This is a genomic window from Luteimonas sp. A478 (assembly GCF_054052025.1).
Window position 1 is genome coordinate 589,850 of record NZ_JBSVRF010000001.1, and the last position, 16,637, is coordinate 606,486.

The 16,637-nt window shown below is 62.1% G+C and carries 14 protein-coding genes and 1 pseudogene; 12 read left to right on the forward strand and 3 right to left on the reverse strand.

Annotated features, from left to right (window positions below):
* Positions 1-43 precede the first annotated feature (43 nt).
* On the forward strand, positions 44-541 hold the full coding sequence (locus tag ACW7G3_RS02730; protein ID WP_456980936.1) for a glycine zipper domain-containing protein: 498 nt from the start codon (positions 44-46) through the stop codon (positions 539-541).
* A gap of 268 nt (positions 542-809) precedes the next feature.
* Here ACW7G3_RS02730 and ACW7G3_RS02735 read toward each other — a convergent pair whose 3' ends face one another.
* On the reverse strand, positions 810-962 hold the full coding sequence (locus ACW7G3_RS02735; RefSeq protein WP_456980937.1) for a hypothetical protein: 153 nt from the start codon (positions 960-962) through the stop codon (positions 810-812).
* A gap of 174 nt (positions 963-1,136) precedes the next feature.
* Between ACW7G3_RS02735 and ACW7G3_RS02740 the strand changes: the two genes are divergently transcribed.
* The 7 genes from ACW7G3_RS02740 (at position 1,137) to ACW7G3_RS02770 (ending at position 11,382) form a co-directional block, all read left to right on the forward strand.
* Positions 1,137-2,618 (forward strand): type I restriction-modification system subunit M, encoded by a 1,482-nt coding sequence (locus ACW7G3_RS02740; protein WP_456980938.1) that lies wholly within the window; start codon positions 1,137-1,139, stop codon positions 2,616-2,618.
* A 32-nt stretch (positions 2,619-2,650) separates the two neighbouring features.
* The gene (locus ACW7G3_RS02745; protein WP_456980939.1) at positions 2,651-3,697 is read left to right on the forward strand and encodes a restriction endonuclease subunit S; all 1,047 of its coding nucleotides are present in this window, start codon (positions 2,651-2,653) and stop codon (positions 3,695-3,697) included.
* Between the two features lie 3 nt (positions 3,698-3,700).
* Entirely contained in the window at positions 3,701-3,874 is a 174-nt protein-coding gene (locus ACW7G3_RS02750; protein WP_456980940.1) for a hypothetical protein, read from the forward strand.
* Positions 3,875-4,093: 219 nt separating this feature from the next.
* Positions 4,094-5,215 (forward strand): Fic family protein, encoded by a 1,122-nt coding sequence (locus tag ACW7G3_RS02755; protein WP_456980941.1) that lies wholly within the window; start codon positions 4,094-4,096, stop codon positions 5,213-5,215.
* Between the two features lie 57 nt (positions 5,216-5,272).
* Complete coding sequence (locus tag ACW7G3_RS02760; RefSeq protein WP_456980942.1) at positions 5,273-8,761, forward strand: DEAD/DEAH box helicase family protein; 3,489 nt, start codon at positions 5,273-5,275, stop codon at positions 8,759-8,761.
* A gap of 42 nt (positions 8,762-8,803) precedes the next feature.
* Positions 8,804-10,504 (forward strand): GmrSD restriction endonuclease domain-containing protein, encoded by a 1,701-nt coding sequence (locus ACW7G3_RS02765; RefSeq protein WP_456980943.1) that lies wholly within the window; start codon positions 8,804-8,806, stop codon positions 10,502-10,504.
* A complete protein-coding gene (locus ACW7G3_RS02770) occupies positions 10,501-11,382 on the forward strand; it encodes a DUF3553 domain-containing protein (RefSeq protein ID WP_456980944.1) in 882 nt (293 codons plus the stop codon). Before ACW7G3_RS02765 ends, ACW7G3_RS02770 begins: the two co-directional genes overlap by 4 nt.
* Positions 11,383-11,578: 196 nt before the next feature.
* Here ACW7G3_RS02770 and ACW7G3_RS02775 read toward each other — a convergent pair whose 3' ends face one another.
* Complete coding sequence (locus ACW7G3_RS02775) at positions 11,579-11,887, reverse strand: hypothetical protein (protein ID WP_456980945.1); 309 nt, start codon at positions 11,885-11,887, stop codon at positions 11,579-11,581.
* Positions 11,888-12,088: 201 nt separating this feature from the next.
* On the reverse strand, positions 12,089-12,301 hold the full coding sequence (locus ACW7G3_RS02780) for a DUF3653 domain-containing protein (RefSeq protein ID WP_456980946.1): 213 nt from the start codon (positions 12,299-12,301) through the stop codon (positions 12,089-12,091).
* A gap of 109 nt (positions 12,302-12,410) precedes the next feature.
* Between ACW7G3_RS02780 and ACW7G3_RS02785 the strand changes: the two are divergent.
* From ACW7G3_RS02785 to ACW7G3_RS02800, 4 genes and pseudogenes are all read left to right on the forward strand, one after another.
* Positions 12,411-12,593: pseudogene (locus ACW7G3_RS02785) on the forward strand (DUF3653 domain-containing protein); the annotation flags it as partial.
* Between the two features lie 214 nt (positions 12,594-12,807).
* A complete protein-coding gene (locus ACW7G3_RS02790) occupies positions 12,808-13,992 on the forward strand; it encodes a Fic family protein (protein WP_456980947.1) in 1,185 nt (394 codons plus the stop codon).
* A 327-nt stretch (positions 13,993-14,319) separates the two neighbouring features.
* Positions 14,320-14,892 (forward strand): NADPH-dependent FMN reductase, encoded by a 573-nt coding sequence (locus ACW7G3_RS02795; RefSeq protein ID WP_456980948.1) that lies wholly within the window; start codon positions 14,320-14,322, stop codon positions 14,890-14,892.
* 189 nt (positions 14,893-15,081) lie between these two features.
* Positions 15,082-16,581, forward strand: a complete 1,500-nt coding sequence (locus ACW7G3_RS02800) for a catalase (RefSeq protein WP_456980949.1) — start codon at positions 15,082-15,084, stop codon at positions 16,579-16,581.
* Positions 16,582-16,637: the final 56 nt, after the last annotated feature.

A 16,637-nucleotide genomic window follows, 5' to 3' on the forward strand; every position in this document is an offset into this window, starting at 1 on the left:
ATGTTGGTAATCGGCAAGCGGCCGATCATCAATGGAGAGCGACATGAACAATGACAAGCACGATGCCAACCGTGACCCGATCACCGGAACCCCCGGTGCGCACCCGGTCGGTACCGGCGTAGGCGCGGCGGCCGGCGGTGTCGCTGGCGCGGCCGTCGGTTCCGTAGCAGGGCCCGTAGGCACGGCGGTAGGCGCCGCTGTAGGCGCGGTGGCCGGCGGCCTGGGTGGCAAGGCTGCGGGTGAGGCGATGAATCCGACGGTCGAAGACGCGTACTGGCGTGAGAACTATTCCAAGGAGCCGTACGCCAACAAGGAGTACGGATACGAGGAGTACCAGCCTGCTTATCGCACCGGCTACGAAGCCCGTTCGCGCTATGCCGACCAGAGCTTCGAGCAGGCCGAAAACAACCTGCGTACCGACTATGAGCAGGCCAAGGGCAACTCGCGCCTGGAGTGGAACGACGCCAAGCACGCCACGCGCGCGGCATGGCACCGCGTGGAACGGGCGCTGCCGGGCGATGCAGACGGCGACGGCCGCTGATCGCGGCGTCGGCAGACCCGCCGATCAGCAGCAACCATGAGGCCCCGCTTGCGGGGCCTCTCTAATCTGGACTGGGAATTTGCGGAAGACAGGGAAAGTTATCGGGGGTAAGGCTCTCACCGCTGCGCGGGCCGCGCACGATCGCCTTGGCCACCGCCGTCGTTGAGTAGGGTTTTGGCCGGTGATCAGGCGACCGTCATCGACCACTGCTATTTCCGCTTCTTATGGATCGGATATATGTTTGACGGGTATGCCGCGCCGAGCTCAGTCAAGGCATCATCTTCACGCCGGAAATTCCAATTCCCGGGTTTGAGCCAGTGCGGCGCGCCTCGATCTCGCTCATCTTCTCGAAATATTCGGGCGCCTCATCCAGCACTTGCCCGTCGATGGTCGTGTCGTGGTTCCTTGAGCCGATGGACACCGACCGCTGGCAGGTCGACCGTGACGCGACGCGGGAAGTCCACGACAATGTAGAGCGATTCATCGACAACCAGCTTGCTCGCAAGTCCAACGCTAGCCTGCACCCGGAGAACCGGGAGTGGCTCGGCGCCGCTTGGTGCCGGAAGACTGCAATGGACGAGGGCAGGGGAGCACCATGATCACAGGCAGCATCAAGACCCAGGTCGACCAGATCTGGAACGCGTTCTGGAGCGGCGGCATCTCCAACCCCATGGAGGTCATCGAACAGATGACCTACCTGCTCTTCATCAAGCGGCTGGACGAGCTGCAGACGGTCAAGGAGAAGAAGGCCAACCGCATCAAGCAGCCGGTCGAGGCCCCTATCTTCAACAGCGGGCAGCAGAAGCTGCGCTGGTCGAAATTCAAGTCGCTGGGCGACCCGGCGGCGATGTATGCACTGGTAGCCGACGAGGTCTTCCCCTTCATCAAGAACCTGGGCGGGGCGGAGGATTCCACCTACGCCACCCACATGAAGGATGCGCGCTTCACCATCCCCACGCCGGCACTGCTGGCCCGGGTGGTGGACATGCTCGACGCCATCCCCATGGACGACCGCGACACCAAGGGCGACCTGTACGAGTACATGCTGGGAAAGATCGCCTCGGCCGGCCAGAACGGGCAGTTCCGCACCCCCCGGCACATCATCAAGCTGATGGTGGAGATGATGGCGCCCAGGCCGTCCGACACCATCTGCGACCCGGCCTGCGGCACCGCCGGCTTCCTGGTCGCCGCCAGCGAGTACCTCGGCGAGCACCACGGGCAGGAAATCTACGCCACCCCCGAGGCCGCGCGCCGCTTCAACCACGACACCTTCCACGGCTTCGACTTCGACAGCACCATGCTGCGGGTCGGCTCGATGAACATGCTGCTGCACGGGGTGGAGAACCCGGCCATCGAGAACCGCGACAGCCTCAGCGAAGGCCACGCCGGCGTGGCCGGGCAGTTCAGCCTGATCCTGGCCAACCCGCCGTTCGCCGGCTCGCTGGACTACGAGAGCACCGCCAAGGATTTGCAGCAGATCGTCAAGACGAAGAAGACCGAGCTGCTGTTCCTGGCCCTGTTCCTGCGCCTGCTCAAACCCGGCGGCCGCGCCGCGGTGATCGTGCCGGACGGCGTGCTGTTCGGCTCATCCCGGGCACACAAAACCCTGCGGCGGATGCTGGTGGAGGAGCAGAAGCTCGACGGTATCGTCTCAATGCCCTCGGGCGTGTTCCGCCCCTATGCCGGCGTATCCACCGCGATCCTGCTGTTCACCAGGACCGACTCCGGCGGAACGGACAACGTCTGGTTCTACGACATGCAGGCCGATGGCTATTCGCTGGACGACAAGCGCAATCCGCTGGATGCCGACAAGCACGAGGCCAACAATCTGCCGGACATCCTCAAGCGCTGGCAGCACCGTGACAAAGAAGCCAAGCGTACCCGCACCGAGCAGAGCTTCCTGGTGCCCAAGGACGAGATCGCCGGCAATGACTACGACCTGTCGATCAATCGGTACAAGGAAGTGGTGCACGAGGCCGTCGAGTACGACCCACCGAAGAAGATCCTGGCCGAACTGAAGGCGCTGGAGGCGGACATCATGCTGGGCATGGACGAGTTGCAGGGACTGTTGAAGTGATTACGCGACAGTCTGTGCAAGGCGGTCGCAACGTGCGCAAACTCGGCGACCTGGTCGAGTTCTTGGATAGTCGGCGGCGGCCGGTAAAGAAGGAAGACCGGAAGTCGGGGCCGTACCCCTACTACGGCGCCAATGGAATACAGGGATCTATCGACAACTATATCTTCGACGAACCGCTGATCCTTCTCGCCGAAGATGGTGGCCACTTCGACAATCCTGGCCGCGGGATCGCCTATCGTATCGAAGGCAAAACTTGGGTGAACAATCACGCCCATGTTCTTCGCGCCCAGCCTGGCGTTGACCAAGGCTATCTCTGCAGAGCGCTAGAGAACTACGACGTATCTCCTTGGATCACTGGGTCGACCAGAGCGAAGCTGACGAAGGCGGGGGCGGCTCAAATTGAGATCCCTCTTCCCCCACTCCCCGAACAACGCCGCATCGCGGCGATCCTGGACAAGGCCGACGCGCTGCGCGCCAAGCGCCGCGAAGCCATCGCCAAGCTCGACCAACTGCTGCAGTCCGTGTTCCTCGATATGTTTGGCGATCTGGTGACGAACTCGAAGGGAATTCCAGAGACTTCTTTGGGCGACCTGACGAGCATCCGAACGGGAAAGCTGGATGCGAACGCCAGTAGCAGTGACGGGGCGTACCCATTTTTCACATGCGCTCGCGAACCTCTGCGTATTTCGTCCTACAGCTACGATTGCGAGTGTGCTCTGGTTGCCGGAAACGGAGATCTAAACGTTAAGCAGTACTCAGGTAAGTTCGACGCATATCAACGCACTTATATTGTCGAATCCACCGACAAGTCTCGACTGACAACAAACTATCTCTATCACTTCCTGGACGCTTATGTTGGCGAGTTGAGAAAGCAAAGTATCGGAGGAATTATTAAATACATTAAGAGGGGCAATTTGACGGAGGCCCGTCTTCCCTTGCCCCCGCTAGCGCTGCAATCGGAGTTCAACCGCCGTTGTTCGGTATTGAACAGTCGACGCGCAGAGATGGTCGCGTCGGATGCAATGTTTTCAAGGTTATTTCAAACCCTTCAACACCGCGCCTTCTCCGGCACCATCTGACCCATGCCTCCCTACCAGCTCACCCACCGCATGACCGCGCTGGTGGCGGACATCGCCGAGCGGCTGGGCGCGTGGAAGGCCGCCAACCGCTGCACGTCGTTCCCGGGATTCGTTGGACTCACTCTCACTGGCCAGCGTTCGGATGTCGGTAGAAACGCCGGTACAAACGTCGCTTGAAGCGCGCGTGTGCGTCACAGGCAGGCTGGTGGCTTGTCATCAATATTTAGACTATTGTTGATGCCAAGTGGGGTTGTTGGTTATCTGTTGTGCACAAATCGGGTTGTTCATTGCAAAGTGCGTTGCCGTTAACGACAACATAGGTTGTCGGTAACGGGTGATGAGCAAGCTCTTTTGCGATCAAAATTTCCTTTTTCGTTAACAACAATTGCCGTGACCATGATCGACACCAGTCAAGCCGTCTCCTACCACTCCGGGCATTTTCCGCCGGGCGCGCTGGACTACGGGCGCCTGATGCCGGGCCTGCTGGGGGCCACGGCGGCGTTGGCGCGCTATGACCAGATGCTGCGTGGCATGCACAACAGTGAGCTGTTCCTGGCGCCCTTGCGAGGCCAGGAAGCGGTGGTGTCCTCGCGGATGGAGGGCACCATCAGCACGCTCGACGAGATCCTCCAGCTCGAGGTTGAGTTCGAGGAGGACGATGAGCGTGCCGCGCTGGAGTTCCGATCCGATGCCATCGAGACGGCGCTGTATCGGCGTGCGCTCAATACCGCCCAGTTGCGGATGGAGCAGGGACAGTCGCTGTCGGAGTCACTGCTGAAAAGCATCCACCGCCAGTTGCTGTCCTTCGGCCGTGGGGCCACCAAATCGCCCGGTGTCTACAAGCACGAGCAGAACTACATCGGCGAGCGCGGCAGCCGCAGAGTGAGCTTCGTGCCGATCGCGCCGGAGCACCTGCCCGGTGGCATGGAGGCGTTGTTCCGGTTGGTCAACGATGAAGCGGTGCCGGTGTTGCTGCGCACTGCGCTGGTCCATGCCGAGTTCGAGGCGTTGCACCCGTTCGAGGACGGCAATGGCCGCGTCGGACGCATGCTGATCACGCTGATGCTGTGGCAGGGCGGGGTGATCGGCGCGCCGCATTTCTACATCAGCCGCTATTTCGAGGATCACAAGGACGAGTACCTGGGCCGTTTGCGTGCGGTGTCGTCAGATCACGATTGGGAGGGCTGGTGCGCATTCTTCTTGGCGGCGGTCGAGCAGCAGGCCATCGCCAATCTGGAGGCGGCGCAGGCCATTGGCCAGTTGTACGAGGAAATGAAGCCCCGCTTTGCCGAGTTGCTGGCATCCAAGTACGCGGTGGCGGCACTGGACTACCTGTTCACCCACCCGGTGTTCAGCAACAGCCGTTTCACGCGCAGCGCCGGCATCCCGTCGCAAACCGCCGCCCGCTTCAGCCGCGTGCTGTTGCAGGAGGGACTGCTGCAGGTGGTCCGCCAGCCGGCCGGACGACGCTCGGCCATGTACCGATTTGAGCCGTTGATGGAGCTCGTCCGTGTGTGACGCGCCCCGCCGGCTCTTTATAAGTCGGGGTATGGTCGGAGCTGCCGGGGGATCGCAATGAGCAACTTCCAGTTTCTGCAAGCCGAGTTCAAGCCGCTCTATGAGCCGGCTCGCGGTGCCGAGCAACTGGTGCATTCCGATCCGCGCGCCTGCTGCATGCGCACCCGCCATGCGCTGGAGCAGGCGGTGCATTGGCTGTACGCGCATGACCTCACGTTGCGGATGCCGTACGACAACAGCCTCGGGGTGCTGCTGACCCAGCCGGCATTCGAGCAACTGCTGCCGCCGCACATCCACCAGAAGGCGCGGCTGATCCAGAAGCTCGGCAACCAGGCTGTGCACGGCAACGGGCGCATCGGCGGCGGCGATGCGATGCGGCTGGTGCGCGAGCTGTTCCACGTGTTGTTCTGGCTGGCGCGCACCTACACCCGCGCCAGCGATCCGAAAAGCATCGAGGCCAGCTTCGACGACAAGCAGGTGCCGCACCTGGTGCGCGCCGACGAGGCGGTCAGCTTTACCCGCGACGAACTGGCCAAGCAGGAAGCGCAGTTCCGCCAGCAGATAGAGACCAAACACGCCGAGGTCGAAGCACGCGAGGCCCGCATCGCCGAGACCGCGGCCAGCCTCGCCGAGCGCGAAGCAGCACTGGCGGAGGTCAACGCCCAGCTGGCGCAGGCACGCGCTGAGCTGGCCCAGGCCAAAGCCGCCAACATCGCGGTGCCGGATGGGCACAACTACCATGAGGCCGATACCCGCAAGTTCTTCATCGATGTGCTGTTGCGCGAGGCCGGCTGGATCGACGGCGACAACATGTCGTTTGAAGTGCCCGTCACCAGCATGCCCAACCAGAAGGGCGAGGGCTTCGTTGACTACGTGCTGTGGGGCGCGGACGGCCAGCCGCTGGCGGTAGTGGAAGCCAAGCGCAGCCTGAAGGACCCGGACGTGGGCCGGCAGCAGGCCAAGCTGTATGCAGACTGCCTGGAGCAAATGAAAGGCCAGCGGCCACTGATCTTCTACAGCAACGGACACCACACCTGGCTGTGGGACGACTGTCGGGCGGCGCCGCGCGAGGTGCAGGGTTTCTACACCAGGGAAGAACTGGAACTCGCCGTCCAGCGCCGCGAGCTGGAGACCGACCCGCGCAGCCTGAAGGTTGACCCGGCCATCGCCGGACGCCCGTACCAGGTGCGCGCCATCCGCGCGATGACCGAGTCGCTGGCGCAGGGCCGGCGGGCCGGTCTGCTGACCATGGCTACCGGCACCGGCAAGACCCGCGTTTCGATCGCACTGGTTGACGTTCTGATGCGCGCCAATCGGGTCAAGCGCGTGCTGTTTCTCGCCGATCGCGTGGCGCTGGTGAGGCAGGCCACAAATGCCTTCAAGGCGCACCTGCCGGATGCCGGCCCGGTCAACCTTGTGACCGACAGGAAGGGGCAGGGCAGGGTGTACGTGTGCACCTACCCGACGATGATGGGCCTGATCGAAGAAATGGAGGGCGACCGCCGAAAATACGGCGTCGGCCACTTCGACCTCATCATTATCGACGAGGCCCACCGCAGCGTTTACCAGAAGTACGGTGCGATCTTCCGCTACTTCGACAGCTACCTGGTCGGCCTGACCGCGACCCCGCGCGACGAGGTTGACCGTGATACCTACCACTTGTTCGGGCTGGAAACCGGCGTGCCCACCGATGCTTACGGCCTGGAAGAGGCGGTGGCGGATGGCTACCTGGTTCCGCCGCGTGCGCAGTCGGTGCCGGTCAGGTTCATTCGCGAGGGCATCCGCTATGACGAACTGAGCGTAGAGGAAAAGGAGCACTGGGAGTCGCTGGACTGGGGCGAGCACGACGAGGGCGGTGAGCCGCCCGACGAGATCCACGCGTCCGAGGTCAACAAGCGGCTGTTCAACGAGCACACCGTCGACCTGATGCTGCGGCACCTGATGGAGCATGGGCTGAAGGTTGACGGCGGCGACAAGCTGGGCAAGACCATCATCTTCGCGGTCAACCAGCAGCATGCGCAGTTCATCGCCCGGCGCTTCGATCATCACTACCCGCATTACAAGGGAACATTTGCGCGGGTCATCACCCATGCGGTGAACTACGCGCAGAGCCTGATCGACGATTTCAGCATCGCAGCCAAGCTGCCGCAGATCGCAATCTCGGTGGACATGCTGGACACCGGCATCGACGTGCCCGAAGTCGTCAACCTGGTGTTTTTCAAGGCGGTGCGATCGAAGGTGAAGTTCCTGCAGATGATTGGGCGGGGCACACGCCTGTGCCCGGACCTGTTTGGCCCGGGCCAGGACAAGAGCGAGTTCTTCATCTTCGACTTCTGCGCCAATTTCGAGTACTTCGACGAGCATCCGGCCGGCGCTGCCGGCACTCTGAGCGAGCCCTTGCAGAAACGCTTGTTCAAGCGTCGCCTGGAGCTTCTTTCCATGCTGCCGATGGTTGCCCCTACCGGGGGCGAGACGGCAGCCGCTGGCAACCTTGGTGAAGGTCAGGGCGGTTACGACGGGCTGGTGGCCCTGCGCGAAGAGGTCGCTGACGAGCTGCATGGCGAAGTCGCGGCAATGAATCTCGACAATTTCATCGTCCGACCGCAAGGCGAGCACGTCAGCCGCTTCCGCGAGCGCAAGGCATGGAGCGGGATCGACGAGAGTGCGCTGGCCGACCTGCGCGAACATGTCGCGGGCCTGCCTAGCGAGCGCGATCCAGAGCACATCACCGCCAAGCTGTTCGACCTGGTCTGTCTCAACCTGCAGCTGGCGCTCATCAACAGGACACAGAATTTTATCGGCAGTCGTGACCGGATCATCGAGATCGCCATGGCGTTGGAGACCATGGATGCGATCCCGGCGGTCAAAGCGAAACTGGCGCTGATCCAGGAAGTGCAGACCGAAGCCTTCTGGAAGGACATCACGCTGCCGATGATCGAATCGGTACGCCGTGGGCTGCGCGACCTGGTGAAGTTCATCGAGCGCAAGGCGGTCAAGCCGGTCTACACGGTGCTCACCGATGAGATCGGCGAGGCGAAGGAAGTCGGGCTCAAGGATTTCAGCACCGGCATCAATCTCGCCCAGTACAAGCGCAAGGTGGAGGCTTACATCCGGGCCAACGAGCACCACGTCGCCATTGCCAAGCTCAAGCACAACAGGCCGCTGACGCCGACCGACCTGTCCGAGCTGGAGCGTTTCGTCTATGAGTCTGCGGTGGTGGAAAGCCGCAAGCGCTTCGAGGAAAGCTTCGGCAGTGACAGGCCCCTGACCGCTTTCATTCGCTCACTGGTCGGTCTGGACCGCAACGCGGCCAAGGACGCCTTCGGCGAGTTCCTGGATGAGAACCGCTACACCAGTCAGCAGATCCGCTTCGTCGAGATGATCATCGACCGGCTGACGCAGGGCGGGGTGATGGAGCCGGGGCAACTCTACGAGCCGCCGTTTACGAGCCTGCACTATCAGGGCTTGGACGGCGCCTTCGGTGACGCAGATGCCGACACCATCGTCGGGGTTATCGAGGAAATCAATCGCCGGGCGGCGGCATAAGCTGCCGGGTTGCAAGTAATGATGCATTGAACGGGGGAGAGCATGGCGAAGGCAGAAGCTACCGTTGAGGAACTGGTGGGCATGATCGAAAGCGGGCAGCTGCGCCTGCCCGAGATGCAACGTCGTTACGTTTGGCGCTCGCCACGAGTACGCGACCTGATGGACTCTCTGTATCGCGGATATCCTTCCGGCGCGATCCTGCTATGGCGAACCAACGAAGCGGTTCCCCTGCAGGACTTCGCGGTTGCCCAGAAAGACAACCGTTACCAAGAAACGCAATTGCTGCTGGATGGCCAGCAGCGATTGACCTCGCTATCGGCGGTGATCCGTGGTGAACCGGTGCAGGTTCGCGGCCGCAAGCGACCGATTGAGCTGCTTTTCAACCTGGAACATCCAGACCACCTGTCCCTTGTCACAGAGGTCAACGAAGATGCTGATATCGAGGACGAGGATGAGGCGGATTCATCCGAGGACGAGATGATGCAGCGCTTCAGCAAGATGGCATTCGTGGTGGCGACCCGCAAGCTGGAGCAACTGCCGCAGTGGGTCAAGGTGTCGGATGTGTTCCGGGATTCAAGCGACATGCCTTTCCTCAAGGCCGCCGGGATCACAAGCATGGATGACCCGAGGATGGAGAAGTACTGCCAGCGATTGGCGCGACTCAGGAATGTCCGCAAGTACAGCTACCGCATGGATGTCCTCGAAAGCAGCCTGAGTTACGACGAAGTCACGGAGATTTTTGTGCGGGTCAACTCGCTTGGGGCGAAATTGCGCAGTTCTGACCTGGCGCTGGCGCAAATCACGGCAAAGTGGCGTAACTCGCTGGCTGAGTTCCAGTCCTTCCAGAAGACCTGTGCCGGAATGGGTTTCGATCTGGACCTTGGCATCCATCTCAAGAACCTTGTTGCCTTTGCCACGGGTCAATCCCGCTTCCTGACTGTGGGAAACCTCAGCCTCGATACGTTGCAGGCGGCGTGGAAGGAGAGTCGCCTGGGGATGGAGTTCGCACTCAACTTCATGCGGAGCAATGCAGGAATCGCAAGTCCGGCCCTGCTGTCGTCGCCCTTCATCCTGATCGCGATGGCGTACTTCGGGCACAAGCGCGACTATCACCTCAGCCTCGAAGAAGCCGATCGGTTGCGCTACTGGGCACTGCTTGCGAATGCTAAGGGGCGATTTTCGCGTGGATCAAGCGAAACGATCCTCGACCAGGATTTGGCCTCGCTGCGGCAAGGCGGCGGCACGGCCGAGATGATCGACCGCTTGCGCCTGCAGATGGGGCGCCTGGATATCTCTGCCGAAGAGCTTGAAGGGCGGAATCAGCGCAGTGCCTTGTTCAAGACGATGTTTCTGGCCTTCCATGCCGCCGGCGCCAGGGACTGGCGATCCAACTTGGCAATTTCATTGGCTCATGCCGGGTCGCAACATCGGCTCCAGTTTCATCACATCTTTCCCAAAGCGTTGCTGAGGAAGGCGGGTCGATCACCACGCGAAGCCGACGATATCGCCAATCTCTCGTTCATTGCAGGCAAGACCAATCGGCAGATCAGCGACAAGGCGCCAGTCGAATACCTGCCGGGCTACCTGGACAAGGTCGGTGCCGGGCCATTCGACGCACAATGCATTCCACTCGCCCCAGCGCTTCTTGGCGTTGATGCCTACAGCGAATTCCTAAAGGCCCGGCGTGAAGCGATCGCCCAACGGCTCAACGCCTATCTGTCCGAGGATGGAGTACAGAAATGAAGTACAGAAAGGGGGATAGGGTTCGGCATCCCAGGATGGATTCCTGGGGGTTGGGACTCGTGCTGGAGGACAGCGACGGCGCTAGAGCGCGGATCTTCTTCGTGGATGTCGGCGAGAAAACCGTTGTGCTCAGTCATGTGGAACCGGTCGTGGTTTCAGGGCTGGACGCGGAAAGCCCAGTTCTGGACAATCTCAAGATCGACGGAGGCAAGGTCAGCGTTCGCTACAAAAGCCTCACCGCATCGATGCAGTACTTCCTTAAGGAGTTCCCCGGCGGTTTCTCGGGAGAGCGATTCCGAGCCCACGAACGCGACCACAAGGAAGAGATCTCGGGTGATGTGCAGGTCGGGCTGGATCGTACCGCCATGCGCGCCATGCTTGATGCGGGGGAGTATCGGGACATATGTAACCGGGCACTGAAGCTGACGGGTGTCCGTGCGAATGCCATGATCTTCAAGAACGAGAAGATGGCAATGCGGGACGGCTTGAAGTCCGAAGAATCCCAAAAGACGTTTGCGGAATCCCTGTTCGACGTGCTTCACGGCGAAGGGGATTTTGACGGCAGGTTCGACAGGTACGCCGCCTGCCTTGAGGATATCGGTGCCTGCAAATGGACGGTCGCAACGTATTTCCTGTTCTTCATGTACCCGGACCGGCACATGTTCGTGAAGCCGACCATCACGCAGAATGCTGCGGAGGTTTGCGCTTACGAGATTAACTATCGGCCTGAGGTCAATGCGAAGACTTATCGCTCGATCGTTGACTTCTCCAGCCATCTGATGAATTCGATCTCGGAGGTCGAACCTAGGGACATGATTGATGTGCAGTCGTTCATGTGGTGCATTGCTCCAGGAACGTATGGGGCCGATGACGTATAGCCTTCCGGCCGATCCATAGCGTGGCGTCGATCACCATTGGGTAGGGGATTAGGGATGTTTATCATGGGTAAGGATTCCTCCTTACCTCATCCGGGTCGAAATGGTGGCGGACGAGCTTGAAGTTGCGCAAGGCGTTTGCCGAGAGCGACAACTACGCAGAGCGGCGGGGACGTAGTTGCCGTTGAGTTCGGCACGATCACGCGCTCGGTGTTGTAGCGGCCGAGGGTGGCCGGCCCTCGCATTCTATTTCGATACCGTCGATGGTAAGTTTTAATCGGTGGACTTGGCCGGCGTCTAGCACAGCCAAGGCGTCCCGGCAAACTTCTAGTTGCTTGAAGCCTTCTGGGCCGATGTTCTTACGGTTCGCTTCGTCCATTTCAACGGCGCATCGCCAGAACTCTTGCGATTCGTACGGGTGTTCGGTGATGCACATATGGTAGAAGTCGGGTGGCATGCGCACTTCCGGCGCACCTAGCGTTGTGGCTAGGATCAGGCTTGCAAGCATGGTTCGTTCCCCGGTTCCGCAATTGCCAGGGGGCAAGATACCAGCCGGGGCCGTTGCGGGTCATCGTGGTCGAGGTGCTGGGCCACGGTCCGCAGGCCTGACCACGGCGACCGCTCTTGTTGCGGTGGTGCATGCAATCCGGGTCAAATTCCGGGCCGGCATGAATTGCCAGCCCGCATTGTTCCACCTGTAGACCGCTTTTCAGCGGAACATGGCCCCATGCCGGTACATCCACCGATCAAGCAAATGGGGAGCGATGCGCTCGCCGTCCGGGTTGATCAGCCAGCGACCGGCGAAGCGCCAGCCGGTCCATGGTCCAGGCAGATGGTGATGGTTGTGGACGGTTCGGCTGTAGTTCTCGCGGGCGCACCAGTTGGGACAGGGTGTACCTTCAAGCCAGCAAGGCGGGCGCATGCAAGGCTCCAAATCGGCGGATCATGTTCGCAAACGCCGCGACCAGCCTCCGCATCCAACTGCGCATAATGTATATTATGTCAATTACAATGGGCGCAGGATCGGTGCAATGCCGGTGTGGTCTGCTTGCTATGACGCCGGTTCGGAGGCGCCATCTGTGCATGACCTGAAATTGTCCGGAGAATGGTCCGGCTACGAGTTCCGAAACAACACCCTGATTTCACCCGAAGGCCACCAGTTCAACCACGACGATCTCCGGTGGCTGTCGCTGAAGTATGAGTGGCAAAGCATGCAGGCGATCTACGCCAGCCGTGCCTGGACTCCTCTGCAGCGGCGCCCCCAGGCTCGACAAACTGCTCGATGGCCAGCTCGACCGGATCCTGGACGATATCGGGGAGCAGCTCTGGAACCAAGTCGGCTAAGATGCAGATGAGCCGATTACGGGGTATATTCGGCTCATCTTTCGAGCCAAATAGACCGCGAATTCAGCTCATGCAAGCCACCCGATGACCCCGCCCCGCTGGATTTGGCGGCAGCCCGCCTGGCCCCGCTTCACATGGGATGCCACGGCGCTGGCCTGCCTGTTGCGCGACTGCCAGCAGGTGCAGGGCCAGCTGCTCGGCATGGCCGGCGCCGCCGCTGGCGACCTGCAGGACGAGGACGCGCTTGACACCTTGCTCTCCAACATCGTCGACTCCTCGGCGATCGAGGGCGAGCAGCTGGACGTGGGTTCGGTGCGCTCGTCGCTGGCCCGCCGCCTGGGCCTGGCCGACGAAGCGGCGCGCCGCACCACCGCCCACGCCGAAGGCTTGGCCGAGCTGATGCTCGACGCTACCCGGCATGCCGACGCCCCGCTCGACCTGCCGCGGCTGCTGCAGTGGCATCGCTGGCTGTTCGCCGCCAGCGACGACCTGCTGCCCGCGCGCATCCAGGTGGGTGCGCTGCGCGGCAGCGACCCCATGCAGGTGGTCTCGGGACGCATCGACCGCCCCACCGTGCATTTCGAAGCCCCACCCCGCGAAGGACTCGAAGCGCAGGTGGATGACTTCATCGCCTGGTTCAACGCCTCGCGGCAGGACAGCGCGCTCGATCCCCTGCTCCGGGCCGGTGTCGCGCACTTCTGGTTCGTCACCCTGCATCCCTTCGACGACGGCAACGGCCGCCTTACCCGCGCCCTGACCGACCTTGCGCTCGCCCAGGCGCAGCCGCAGGTCATCCGCTTCCACGCCATGTCGGCCAGCATCCTTGCCGACCGCGCAGGCTATTACCGCGTGCTCGAAGCCAGCCAGAAGGACGGCCTCGACATCACCGCCTGGCTGCACTGGTTCTTGCGCACCCTGCACGACAGCCTGACCCGCGCCCTGCACCGCATCGACCGCGTGCTGGCCAAGGCGCGCTTCTGGCAGGCCCACCGCGAGCAGGCCCTGTCGGCCGAGCAGGCCAAGGTGCTCAACCGCCTGCTGGACGGTGGTGAACGCGGCTTCGAACAGGGCCTGACCGCACGCCATTACCAGGCGGTCGCCAAGGTCTCCAAGGCCACCGCCACCCGCCATCTGGCCGACCTGCTGGAGAAGGGCTGCATCCGCCGCCTGCCCGGTGGCGGTCGCAGCACCCGCTACGAGATCAACGCCCTGGCACCGGGCATCCCGCTGCCGCCCTGCCCCACTTCCACAGAAGAACCCAAGGCATGACCCACAAGGACATCGTCCAGAAGCTCTGGACTCTGCGACGTCCTTCGCGACGACGGCCTGGTTGAGCTGTACGAGGGTCTGCTGCAGAAAAGCGCCCACCGAGACCAAGTCCGGCGCCGGCCAGTACTTCACTCCGCGCCCGCTGAAGGCCCGCCGCTTCCAGCGCCGCTCAGCAGCGCTCGCGGGCATGGCCAGCGATGCGAACCCCAATGCGACCGCGAATCGCCAGCCTCAAGCTATGCGCTTTTTGAACAATGAGTGCGATAGGTTTGTTGAGGCATCGGTTTAGCGTCCGCTGCAGGCCAATTCGCCACCTTGGAGATGACAATGAAAACGTACAAAGTGGGCTACCTGGTCGGTAGCCTCGCTACCGAATCGATCAACCGCAAGCTCGCCAGCGCGCTGTTCAAACTGGCGCCGGAACAACTCCAGTTCCAGGAGATCCCGTACAAGGATCTGCCGCTGTACAGCTACGACTATGACGACGACTATCCCGAGGTCGGACGAAAGTTCAAGAAGGCAATCGAGGAGTCGGACGCGATCCTGATCGTCACCCCGGAATACAACCGGTCGATACCCGGTGGACTCAAGAACGCCATCGACTGGGCCAGCCGCCCTTGGGGCACGAACTCCTTTGCCAACATTCCTTCGGGCGTGATCGGGACTTCGCCGGGTTCGATCGGGACCGCCGTGGGCCAGCAACACCTGCGCAGCATCCTGGGCTTCCTCAACTCCCCGCAGATGAACGCGCCGGAGGCCTACATCCAGTTCAAGGACGGGATGATCAACGAGGCCGGCGAGATCGCGGATGATTCCACGGCGAAATTCCTTGGGGACTACCTCAAGGAGTTCCACGACTTCATCGCCCGCGTCCTGACGGTTCTTCCCAGGGGTGCCTGACTGCTCATCACCGATCAGGACAGCCTGGGCAACAAGGGCCGCACCGAGGCCGGCGACGTGCAGGTGATGAGCGCGGCTGGATGATCACTTCTCCAAGGCCCGGGCATTTCGGGCCTCTATACATCTAACGTCCTTGCAACATATCGGGGGGCATCATCTCCCCGGTACCTGCCGAGAAGGAGACCTCGCATGGCAAAGAAAGAAGACAGACACGTGACCGGTTCGACCATGAGCACGGGCGCGCCAGCACCCAGCGACCGCAACTCGCTCACCATCGGGCCCGACGGTCCGGTCGTCCTGCACGACGTGCACTTCCTTGAGCAGATGGCGCACTTCAACCGCGAGAAGGTGCCCGAGCGCCAGCCGCATGCGAAGGGCGGCGGTGCGTTCGGCGTGTTCGAGACCACCGAAGACGTCTCGAAATACACCAAGGCGGCGCTGTTCCAGCCGGGCGCGAAGACCGACATGCTGATCCGCTTCTCCACCGTGGCCGGGGAGTCGGGCAGCCCCGACACCTGGCGCGACGTACGCGGCTTCTCCATGAAGTTCTACACCGACGAAGGCAACTACGACCTGGTCGGCAACAACACCCCGATCTTCTTCGTGCGCGATTCGATGAAGTTTCCGCACTTCATCCGCAGCCAGAAGCGTCTGGCGGATTCGGGCCTGCGCGACAACCACATGCAGTGGGATTTCTGGAGTTCCAACCCGGAATCAGCCCACCAGGTGACCTACCTGATGGGCCCGCGCGGCCTGCCGCGCAGCTGGCGGAACATGAACGGCTATGGCTCGCATACCTTCATGTGGATCAACGCAGCCGGCGAGCGGTTCTGGGTGAAGTACCACTTCCACACCCAGCAGGGCATGGCGTTCTTCTCCAACGCCGAGGCCATGGACATGGCCGGCAGCGATGCCGACTTCCACCGCCGCGACCTGTTCGATGCCATCGCCCGCGGCGACCACCCGCAGTGGGTGCTGTCGGTGCAGGTGATGCCGTATGAGGACGCCAAGACCTACCGCTTCAATCCATTCGACCTGACCAAGGTCTGGCCGCACGCCGACTACCCGCTGATCCGCGTGGGCACCATGACCCTCAACCGCAATCCGGAGAACTTCTTCGCCCAGATCGAGCAGGCGGCGTTCTCGCCAGGCAATACGGTGCCGGGGATTGGGCTGTCGCCGGACAAGATGCTGCTCGGCCGCGCGTTCGCCTACAACGACGCCCAGCGCCGCCGGATCGGCACCAACTTCCACCAGCTGCCGGTCAACCAGCCCAAGGTGCCGGTCAACACCTACATGTTTGATGGCCACATGACCTATCACCACAGCGGCGCGGCACCGGTGTACGCCCCCAACAGCGGCGGCCGCACCTGGGCCGACGAGACCGGGCCGGTGGAGGACGGCTGGGAGTGCGACGGCCAGATGGTACGCAGCGCCTACACCCTGCGTGCGGACGATGACGACTTCATCCAGCCCGGCACCATGGTGCGAGAGGTGTTCACCGATGCCGAGCGCGACGGGCTGGTGGAGACGGTCGCCGGTGCCCTTCTCGGCGGCGTGCGCAGCCCGGTGCTGGAACGCACGTTCGAATACTGGAAGTCGATCGATCCTGACGTGGGCCGCCGGATCGAGGAAAAGGTGCGTCACGGAAGCGCACCCGAGCCAGCCTCGGGCATGAGCGAAAGCTGATGCACCCTGCACCGCTGGCGGCTGTCGCCAGCGGTGCGCGGGCTGCCTTGATCGCC

Bases quoted from the DNA above. Each gene is read 5' to 3' on its own strand.
- ACW7G3_RS02765 (WP_456980943.1), top strand. From the start codon at position 8,804: ATGGCGAAGGCAGAAGCTACCGTTGAGGAACTGGTGGGCATGATCGAA.
- ACW7G3_RS02730 (WP_456980936.1), top strand. From the start codon at position 44: ATGAACAATGACAAGCACGATGCCAACCGTGACCCGATCACCGGAACC.
- ACW7G3_RS02750 (WP_456980940.1), top strand. From the start codon at position 3,701: ATGCCTCCCTACCAGCTCACCCACCGCATGACCGCGCTGGTGGCGGAC.
- ACW7G3_RS02770 (WP_456980944.1), top strand. From the start codon at position 10,501: ATGAAGTACAGAAAGGGGGATAGGGTTCGGCATCCCAGGATGGATTCC.
- ACW7G3_RS02760 (WP_456980942.1), top strand. From the start codon at position 5,273: ATGAGCAACTTCCAGTTTCTGCAAGCCGAGTTCAAGCCGCTCTATGAG.
- ACW7G3_RS02790 (WP_456980947.1), top strand. From the start codon at position 12,808: ATGACCCCGCCCCGCTGGATTTGGCGGCAGCCCGCCTGGCCCCGCTTC.
- ACW7G3_RS02795 (WP_456980948.1), top strand. From the start codon at position 14,320: ATGAAAACGTACAAAGTGGGCTACCTGGTCGGTAGCCTCGCTACCGAA.
- ACW7G3_RS02775 (WP_456980945.1), bottom strand. From the start codon at position 11,887: ATGCTTGCAAGCCTGATCCTAGCCACAACGCTAGGTGCGCCGGAAGTG.
- ACW7G3_RS02755 (WP_456980941.1), top strand. From the start codon at position 4,094: ATGATCGACACCAGTCAAGCCGTCTCCTACCACTCCGGGCATTTTCCG.
- ACW7G3_RS02740 (WP_456980938.1), top strand. From the start codon at position 1,137: ATGATCACAGGCAGCATCAAGACCCAGGTCGACCAGATCTGGAACGCG.
- ACW7G3_RS02780 (WP_456980946.1), bottom strand. From the start codon at position 12,301: ATGCGCCCGCCTTGCTGGCTTGAAGGTACACCCTGTCCCAACTGGTGC.
- ACW7G3_RS02800 (WP_456980949.1), top strand. From the start codon at position 15,082: ATGGCAAAGAAAGAAGACAGACACGTGACCGGTTCGACCATGAGCACG.